Genomic DNA, 7,824 nt, shown 5'->3' with positions numbered 1-7,824 from the left:
TTCCAGCCTGTAACAAGCAGGATGCTTGTGTTACCAATTTTGTAATATATTTACCAGGGAAAAATGAGTATAAGTAGACAGAGAAAAATCGGCGTTACTACCTGGATATTTGGTCAGAATAAATTAGAAAAAACTGCCAAAATTATTTCAGAAATGGGTTTTGATGGAGTCGAGTTATATATAGATATTCATCACACTATACCTCAAAATGTGAAAGATATTTTGGCAGATAATGGTTTAGAAATATTCTCCATGACTCCTAGTAATGTAGATTTGGGAAGTAGCGATCGCCAAACCAGAACAGTAGCTCTAGATTATTATAAAAAGTTAATTGATTATGGAGCAGAATTAGGAAATCCCATTATTACTTGCCATGAATATATTCAGAGTCAGATGGGAACTACTTATGCAGGTTCCAGAGATAATTTAATTGCATCTTGCCAAGAATTAGCAGTTTATGCAGAAAAAGCCAAAATTAAATTAGGCTTTGAACCCCTGAATCGTTATTTATGTCGTTTCATTCTGAATAGTAATGATGTTTTATCTTTACTAACAGAAATTAACTCGCCAAATATGACTGTTATTCTAGATACTTATCATGGAAATTTAGAAGAAGCAAATTTAGTTCAAGCCATTAAAGAATGTGGGGATAAACTGAGTGTGTATCAAATCGCTGATTCTAACAGAAAAGGCATTGGTTTTGGTCATACTAATTTTGCCGAACATTTCGACGCACTTGATGAGATAAAATTCTCCGGTCCGATAATTCTAGAATGCGCTCAACCAAGACAAACACCAGGTTCAAAAGAAGAGATAGATTTGGATGAACTAACATTTCATTTATCAGTAAGTAAAAATTGGATTATGAATCCAATAAAAGTATTAGTTGCTAATATTTGAATTCTCGTCCTTAGTTGGGATTTATCCCCAAAATAAGTATAGTTTTACCCATTAATTTTAGTAATTATTAACTAAATTAGTGTAGGGTGCGTTAGACGGCAAAAATATTTGACTATGAAAGGTATTGAACAATCCGTCGTAACGCACCATTTTTACTTATTGTATATTAAGTATTTTAAGGGCTAGAGCTTTACTACAAACAAAATATTTATTATGACTAATTATCTGAATAGGTATTAAGTAGATTTTTTTAGGGTGCGTTAAGATTTGACTGTGAAAGGTATTGAACAATCCATCCTAACGCACCATTTTATTTATTGTTGTTGAGTTTCCTACGTCAACCCAACCTACGGTTATTGCTTACTTTAAATACTAGGAATTAAAATTAGGAGAAAACAAAATGAATCCCATATATCAAGACTTAAAAGAAAAACATATTTTAATTACTGGCGGCAGTAATGGAATTGGCGAAGCTTTAACTAAAACATTTGCCGAACAAGCAGCAGAAGTAACCATTTTAGATAAAGATTATGATCGAGGTTTACAAATAGCTGAAGAATGCCAACAATATTATTGTAAAGTAAATGTCTACGGAATAGATTTAACTGATAGTGAAGCTTTAACAGAAACTTTAGCCAAAGTAAAAAAAGACAAACCAGTAGTAAATGTTTTAATTAACAATGCTGGTTACGATCCCAGATATAACTTGTTAGAAATGTCAGCACAAGAATGGAACGATCTATTTCAATTAAATGTTGTACATTATTTCATCACTTGTCGGGAATTATTACCAGAAATGATTAATGCTGGTAGCGGTAGTATTATTATGACAAGTTCTCACCTAGTTTGGATTGCGAAACCAGATATGGTTGCTTACAATGCTACAAAAGGAGCAATAGTAGGTATGGTTCGGACTTTAGCAGAAGCAGTTGGGAAGCACCATATTCGGGTAAATTCTGTAGCACCAGGTTGGATAATGACAGAAAGACAACTGCGACAGTGGGTGACACCAGAAGCAAAACATAAGACTCTACATGAGTTACAATCAATTCCCATAGAATTAACACCCCAAGAGTTAGTCGGAACATATTTATTTCTCGCTTCCGATACATCCAGAGCAATAACTCGTCAAACAATAGTTGTAGATGCAGGATATGCACAGAGTTAACGCCCAAGTCATTTCAGTTATCAGTTATCAGTTATCAGTAGCTCTGACTGTTTGCGCCGTTCGTGTAGGTTGGGTTGAGGAACGTTTCGCTGCGCGACATGAAAAGCGGAGCTTATCCGCAGGATAAACCCAACAGTAAAATTATTGAGCTGCTGTAGGTTAGGTTGAGTCTAATAGTGGGCTGACACAGCTAAAATAGTGCAATAAGCGTAGGTTGGATTTAAGAATTAAACCCAGCACCACTAAGGTGTTGTTGGGTTTCACTACCGCTCAACCCAACCTACATTAAACTACAAACAAAGGAAGGTGTAAGTGCGTTGCAATGCACCCTACTGGACCGACACATCTAAAATGGTGCGTTACGACAGATTGTTAAATACCTTTCACAGCCTAGATTATAGCTGTCTAACGCACCCTACTGCACTGTTTCAACTAAAATAGTGCATTAGGGAGTAGGGGAGTAGGGGAGTAGGGGAGTAGGGGAGTAGGGGAGAAAGATTGTTGTTGGGTTTTTCCGTTGGAAATGCTCCGCAAACGTTCCTCAACCCAACCTACATCTAATGCACTATTTAAGGTGTGTCAGTCTACTACAAATTTTTCTTATAGGTTTTTGTTGGGTTGCGCTGTCGCTTAACCCAACCTACTGGACTGATACAACTAATGGGTGTGCATTAGGGCGGGTTTATGTAAATCTTAGAGTAAGCATGAAAATTCTAGCTAAAACCCGCCCCTACTATTGCACCATTTTAGCTGTGTCAGTCTACTACAGATATACAACTATTCTCAAAAATTAACTATGGGTATTAACAAAACTTTATTAATCATGGCAGTCATCAGTGGAGCTGCAGTTGCCAACTTATATTACAATCAACCGGTACTAGCAGTAATCGCTGAAAACTTCCATGCTCCCACTCAGCAAGTTGGGTTAATTCCGATGATGACACAAATTGGTTATGCTTTGGGGTTGCTACTATTTGTACCTTTGGGTGATATCCTAGAACGACGACGTTTAATAGTAACAATGCTGATGGCAACTGCTCTAGCTTTAGTAACAGCAGCTATGTCTCCTAATATTAGTTGGTTAATTTTTGCTAGTTTACTTATTGGTATGACTACAATTGTTCCCCAACTTGTTGTACCTTTTGCTGCTTTTTTAGTAGAACCGGGAAAACGTGGCAAAGCTGTGGGAACTGTGATGAGTGGTTTATTCATTGGGATTGTTTTAGCGAGAATGACTAGCGGATTCGTCGGAGCAAATTTCGGTTGGCGAGCAATATATTTCTTTGCTAGTGGGTTGATGATATTAATAGCAGTAGTATCAACATTTGTACTGCCACAGGCAAAACCTTCTGTCACTCTCTCATACCCTAAATTAATTCTCTCTTTGGGGGAAGTAATTAGAGAACAATTATTATTGCGACAAGTAGCTTTAATTGGGGCAATGTCTTTTGCTGCTTATAGTATTTTCTGGAGTACCATGGCTTTTTTCCTGAAAGCGCAACCCCTAAACTACAGTAGTCAAGTAGCAGGAATCTTTGGTTTAGTTGGTATTGTGGGAGCTATAGCAGCAGTAATTGCTGGTCGGATGGCAGATCGAAAAAATCCTAGATTGATTTCTATGTTAGGTGTTGTGATTTCTACTTCATCATTTTTAGTATTTTCTTTAGCAAGATATGAATTATGGGGTCTAATTTTGGGAGTGATGCTGTTAGACTTGGGAGTGCAGACAACTCAAATCTCTAACCAAGCACAAATTTATAGTTTGCCTGCCAAAATACATAGTCGTCTGAATACAGTTTATATGGTTTCCTATTTTGTGGGAGGAGCTATGGGGTCTTACTGTGGTAACTATGCTTGGAGTAGTTGGCAATGGAACGGAGTTTGTGGTATTGCTTTATTTGTTCTAGTTTCAGCTTTGAGTATTTTATACTTCACAATTTTCTGGAAAAAACCACAGCGACAAATTTTGAGTCTTAGATCGACAAGATGAAATTTTATATTATGTTGGTTTGAATGCTCATAATAAAAAAATGGGATGGCTTAGTGTTGCTCTAGTAGTGCATTAGATTATTGTGGCGGGGGCGGGTTTATCTGAATAATTTGTCACACCATTAATTTAACGCAGAACCCGCCCCTACTATTTCAACATTTTAGTCCAGTAGGGTGCGTTAGACGGCTACAGTTATTTGTTGTCAAAGTGATTTAAAAATCCGTCGCAGGGCACCATTTTATATCATGTCCGGATAAGAGCGTGATAAAAAAAACTTTCTTCTTTTTATACTTTCTTTCTCCTCTGTTCCCTCCTGACTCCTGACTCCTGACTCCTGACTCCTCCCTCGTTTATTTATAACTATTCAACCAGACATGATATTAGATGTATCAATCCTTATAATAGTAGCTCTCCCGTTGTGCTAAAGCGCTCCAAATATTTCTAGCAGCGCTAAAGCCCAACTACAAACTAAGACTTTTTTATAACTATTGCAACCCAACCTACTGGGATGACACAGCTAATGAATGTGCGTTAGATTATTGGGGCGGGGGCGGGTTCATCTGATATTTGTAACACCATTAATTTAACGCAGAACCCGCCCCCTACTACTGCAACATTTTAGGCGTGTCAGTCCACTACACCTGAAACAATTTTGTACAAAATAAACAGGAATTTTAACTATGCGTGCGCTTCGCTTTGACAATTTCGGCTCTCCGACGACTCAACTCAAATTTGAAGAACTTCCCACTCCCATTTTACAACCTGATGAAGTGCTGGTTGAAGTTCATGGAGCATCTATTAATCCCAGTGATGTGAAAAATATTTTGGGAGTCATGGAAAACACAACTCTCCCACGCACACCCGGTCGAGATTTTGCTGGAATTGTCGTCGCAGGTGCGCCAAATTTAATTGGTACTGAAGTTTGGGGAACAGGAGGCGATATTGGATTTATCCGCGATGGTTCCCACGCTTCTCATTTGGTATTACCTGTAGGAGCGGTACAACCCAAACCGAAAAATATATCTATGATACAAGCAGCAACTATCGGAGTCAGATATATTACCGCTTGGTTATCTTTGATTGAAGCAGCAAATTTACAGTCTGGAGAAACTGTTTTGGTAGTAGGAGCAACAGGTGGGGTTGGCAAAGCTGCGATTCAAATAGCAAAATGGAAGGGAGCTAAAGTTTTAGGTACAGTGCGACGGGAATCAGATTATCCAATAGTTGCAACATCTGGTGTTGATATCGTTATTAATTTGGCAACGGAAAATCTTAATTCTGCTGTTTTAGCTGCTACTGGAGGTGAAGGTGTGAATGTGGTATTGGATACAGTGGGCGGTTCTATGTTGGAAAATAGTATGTGGACTCTCGCTCATAGAGGTCGTTTGGTTGCTATTAGTGCCCCACCAAAAGAAACGAAAGTTTGTTTTGACATCCGGGATTTTTATCACCGGGAGTTGCGCTTATTTGGAGTAGATAGTCGAGCTTTTGATGTGACTCAATGTGGGGAAATTTTGGCAGAACTCAATCCCTTGTTTGAAACAAATGCTATTCTGGCACCAGAAGCGATCGTTACTTACCCACTTACGGGAGGAATAATTGCCTACGAACAAGTACGCAATAGAACTAATATTTCTCAGCTAGTTTTAATTCCTAATATATAGTAAAATGTACATCGCTACTTTTTTTCATATTTCTGACGACTTACACAAAGGTACTATATATAGAGTGTCAAAACTCAGAAGTTGGAGTTTCTGACTCTATATATATGGTATCTGCGTAATTCCTATTTCTATAAGAGCAATTTCAGCTCCATCAACTATATTTATCTCTCTAATCATAAATGGTCATGTACTATATATAGAGTGTCAAACCTCAGACGTTCGAGTTTATAACTCTATATATATGGTATCTCTGTAATTCCTATTTCTATAAGAGCAATACTGATAACTAATAACTGATAACTGATAACTGATAACTGATAACTGATAACTGATAACTGATAACTGAAATGACCCCTGCTCTGATAAAATCTCACTTCAGAATAAACTATTTTTAGGGGGAAATAGCTTGCAATTATTCAAAAATTATGGTAATAAAAAAATCATCCTCATCAGTTTGACACTAATCAATCTATTATCTTTAAGCAGTGGAAAAACCCTGGCCACAGAAGATAAACAGGAGTTGATGGGGCAAATTCAAAACTATGCTGAAGAATTTACCGAGACCAAACCAAATGACCCCATTACCCAACAAATACCTGTTTATCAACTAGATGACGTTTTACCTACTGATTGGGCCTATTCAGCATTGCTTAGTTTGCGCGTTAGCGGAGCTTGCTGTAAGCATCGCTACGACTGTCTCTCTGGTTATCCTGACAATACCTATCGAGGCAACCGCGCCATAACTAGATATGAATTTGCAGCAGCTTTAAATGCTTGTTGGCAAACTCTGGAAAATTTTCTGGCAGAAAGTCAAGCAGAATTAATTCAACAAGACGACCTGATAGTTATCGAAAGACTGATACAAGATTTTCAGGTAGAAATAGCTAACCTCAAAGCACGCACCGAAGCATTAGAAAACCGAGTCGATGCTTTAGAAGCGCAACAGTTTTCTACTACCACCAAATTAAACGGTCAGACAATTTTTGCTGTGAATGCTGGTGGGTTTGATGGCGATCGCCTCATTGACCCGAATGGTAGAGAATTAGCAGACAAAAACCCTCAAGCTACATTATTATATCGAGTAGCTTTTGATTTTGATACCAGTTTCCGAGGTACAGACTTATTAAAACTGCGGCTTGATACTGGTAGCAATGGTTTTCTTGATAATGCTAACGCAATACTCGAACCTAACTTTGGCAGTGTTCTGGATGTTAGTGGACGTCCTCCACGAGATGACGAAGTTGGTATTGGAAGAGTCTTCTACAGTTTTCAGGTAGTGGAAAATTTGTCTCTATCTATAGGACCTTTAATTGAAGCATTGGATTATATAGACAATAATAGCTACGCTGCTTTAAGTTTCCGCGACTTTTCTACATCAAACCTGGTTTATAACTATGTCATATTTCCAGTTGATGGTATTGGTGGTGGAGCAATATTAAAATGGAACCCTGGAGGTAGCGCTTTCAACCTTCGTGCTTTATACATTTCCCCAGACTCTGACAATCCTACTCAAAATGGTCAAGGTCCTTTGCCTGTTTCTGCGTTTACATCATTACTCTATTCTGACGGTAGGGGTTCGCGGGGTTTATTTGGTTTTCATCAAGGAATGGTGGAATTTGAATATAATCCTTCGTCTAGGTTTAGTCTACGTTTGATTTACAGTGGGGGCAGAGTTTTTGCTCGCCGTTTTGATGCGGTAGGGGTGAATTTTGAATGGGGTTTTGCTTCCAAGTTTGCTGTTTTTGGTCGCTATGGTTATAGTAGTTATCAGGATACAGATTTTGGTGATATTAATCCTAATTATTGGATGGCAGGTCTTTCTGGGTTAGATGTTTTGCAAGAGGGCGATCGTGTGGGGGTAGCAGTTGGGCAACCTTTTATTGTGAATGAAATTGGCAATTCCACTCAGACAAATTTAGAAGTTTTTTATAGTTATGCTGTGAATGATAATATTTCAATTTCTCCTGTATTTCAAGCTGTTTTTGATTCTAGTAATCAAGAGAGTAATGGTACAATTTTTACTGGTACATTACGGACGGTGTTTTATTTTTAACTCCCCCGGCGAGAAGTCCCGCGCTCTCCTTTCGGGGGAGCGTCGGGAT

At 38.2% G+C, this 7,824-nt stretch carries 6 protein-coding genes; all 6 read left to right on the top strand.

Going from position 1 to position 7,824, the window contains the following annotated elements; all coding sequences use genetic code 11:
* Positions 1-63 precede the first annotated feature (63 nt).
* The 6 genes from ACP6PK_RS22090 to ACP6PK_RS22065 all read left to right on the top strand — a co-directional run bounded on the left by ACP6PK_RS22090 (position 64) and on the right by ACP6PK_RS22065 (position 7,775).
* Positions 64-900, top strand: a complete 837-nt coding sequence (locus ACP6PK_RS22090; protein ID WP_426562698.1) for a sugar phosphate isomerase/epimerase family protein — start codon at positions 64-66, stop codon at positions 898-900.
* A gap of 400 nt (positions 901-1,300) precedes the next feature.
* The gene (locus ACP6PK_RS22085; protein ID WP_426562696.1) at positions 1,301-2,068 is read left to right on the top strand and encodes an SDR family NAD(P)-dependent oxidoreductase; all 768 of its coding nucleotides are present in this window, start codon (positions 1,301-1,303) and stop codon (positions 2,066-2,068) included.
* Positions 2,055-2,195 carry a hypothetical protein gene (locus ACP6PK_RS22080; protein ID WP_426562694.1) on the top strand — a complete coding sequence of 47 codons (141 nt, stop codon included), beginning with the start codon at positions 2,055-2,057 and terminating at the stop codon, positions 2,193-2,195. Before ACP6PK_RS22085 ends, ACP6PK_RS22080 begins: the two co-directional genes overlap by 14 nt.
* A gap of 669 nt (positions 2,196-2,864) precedes the next feature.
* Positions 2,865-4,058, top strand: a complete 1,194-nt coding sequence (locus tag ACP6PK_RS22075; protein ID WP_426562692.1) for an MFS transporter — start codon at positions 2,865-2,867, stop codon at positions 4,056-4,058.
* Positions 4,059-4,738: 680 nt separating this feature from the next.
* The gene (locus ACP6PK_RS22070; RefSeq protein WP_426562690.1) at positions 4,739-5,722 is read left to right on the top strand and encodes a quinone oxidoreductase family protein; all 984 of its coding nucleotides are present in this window, start codon (positions 4,739-4,741) and stop codon (positions 5,720-5,722) included.
* A 406-nt stretch (positions 5,723-6,128) separates the two neighbouring features.
* The gene (locus ACP6PK_RS22065) at positions 6,129-7,775 is read left to right on the top strand and encodes an iron uptake porin (protein ID WP_426562688.1); all 1,647 of its coding nucleotides are present in this window, start codon (positions 6,129-6,131) and stop codon (positions 7,773-7,775) included.
* The last annotated feature ends 49 nt before the right edge of the window (positions 7,776-7,824 follow it).

The organism is Dapis hubbardiae BLCC-M172 (assembly GCF_050016015.1).
Taxonomy (GTDB): Bacteria; Cyanobacteriota; Cyanobacteriia; order Cyanobacteriales; family Microcoleaceae; genus Trichodesmium.
The sequence above is the reverse complement of the archived record's forward strand: the minus strand, read 5'-3'. Positions and strand labels throughout refer to the sequence as shown.

What these genes read in the sequence shown, in the direction of transcription:
- ACP6PK_RS22090 (WP_426562698.1), top strand. Translation starts at nt 64, where the DNA reads ATGAGTATAAGTAGACAGAGAAAAATCGGCGTTACTACCTGGATATTT.
- ACP6PK_RS22085 (WP_426562696.1), top strand. Translation starts at nt 1,301, where the DNA reads ATGAATCCCATATATCAAGACTTAAAAGAAAAACATATTTTAATTACT.
- ACP6PK_RS22080 (WP_426562694.1), top strand. Translation starts at nt 2,055, where the DNA reads ATGCACAGAGTTAACGCCCAAGTCATTTCAGTTATCAGTTATCAGTTA.
- ACP6PK_RS22075 (WP_426562692.1), top strand. Translation starts at nt 2,865, where the DNA reads ATGGGTATTAACAAAACTTTATTAATCATGGCAGTCATCAGTGGAGCT.
- ACP6PK_RS22070 (WP_426562690.1), top strand. Translation starts at nt 4,739, where the DNA reads ATGCGTGCGCTTCGCTTTGACAATTTCGGCTCTCCGACGACTCAACTC.